General features: G+C 42.8%; 1 protein-coding gene. It reads left to right on the forward strand.

Annotated features, from left to right (window positions below; all coding sequences use genetic code 11):
• Positions 1–158 precede the first annotated feature (158 nt).
• Positions 159–1,163: a hypothetical protein gene (locus GBM95_RS11755; RefSeq protein ID WP_152159260.1), complete on the forward strand. Its 1,005-nt coding sequence runs from the start codon at positions 159–161 to the stop codon at positions 1,161–1,163.
• Positions 1,164–1,270 lie beyond the last annotated feature (107 nt).

Raw genomic sequence — 1,270 nt, forward strand, 5'->3', positions numbered from 1 at the left:
ACTTCAAAACAATGATTTATCTCGTTGCAGGTAATCTGGATTTCAGCAGATGGACTCAGGCTTTAAAGTGTGGTTACCCACACTAAACGTCATAGAGCCGATTTTCAGGGGATTCAACAAAAATAATTATTCGCAGCAGTCTGCCACAGAGTGGTTTCGTGTATGGTGTGCAAGGTAGCAATGCAAATACTGTAATCAGCTTCAATGCGAACAATAGCAGTATTGTTGTGGATAATTCATCAGAAAATACAAGCAATTCTTATGGTGTGAGTACAACGAGTTCATTGATTAATTTTTCAGGTAATTCAAATATTTTTGTGTATGGTAATTTTGGGGAAACTTATGGTATAAATGTTCAAAATAGTTCAAATAATGGTGCAAGCATTATTTTGGCAGGATCTGAGACCAAAATAAAAGTTTCAGGTGGAAATCGGGTATTCGGTGTGCGTTCTTCTGGTTCGCAATCTGAAATCAACTTCACCGGTAATGAAGCATCCGTCGAAGTTAAATCTGAACGTGGTCAAGCATATGGTCTTATTATTGAAAACGGAGGCTATGTAAATTTCGCTGGTAATATTGCAACTATTGAAGCGGAATCTAATACTAACAGTGCATATGGTGTTTCATCTGAAAACGGAAGCCACGCAAATTTTGCAGGTAATGCTGAAATAATTGCTTCTACTCACGGATCAGACCGTAATGCGTACGGCATACATATTGATTCAGGCAATGCCGCATTCGGCAAATCCTTAACTGTCTCTGCAATAGCAGAAAAAGCAAATTCGTACGGAATATTCACAGAGTCAAAATCGACGACAGCAGCAAGCAAAGAGGAAGGGTTATTCTCTGCTGCGGGTCCCACAGTCATCATCGTTGTCGCGGAATCTGCGGACTCGAGTAAGCCGAGGGAAGCTGCCGGTATTGTTGCCGACGGCGATCAGGCGAGTATGACTTTCGGAGATGCAGTTTTCATTCAAGCCGAATCGCAAAATAGCATAGCCGCCGGCGTCCGGTCTCAAAACGGAGGTCGTACAAATTTCGCAGGGGATGCTGTAATCATCTCTTCTGCACACGGATCCGGCAACGCGTACGGCGTGCAAATTGATGGTTCCGGTCATGCGACTTTTGGGAAATCCCTGATTATTAACATAGGCATAAAATAGTTGACAACCGGCTACGGTTATGTTATAATTGATAAATGAGTTATGAAGATAAAACCACCACAACCCTCGACGGCCGCAAGGCCACTCCTGAAGCCCAGCTCGAGCTT

Source organism: Sutterella seckii (genome assembly GCF_009183815.1).
Lineage (GTDB): Bacteria > Pseudomonadota > Gammaproteobacteria > Burkholderiales > Burkholderiaceae_F > Sutterella > Sutterella seckii.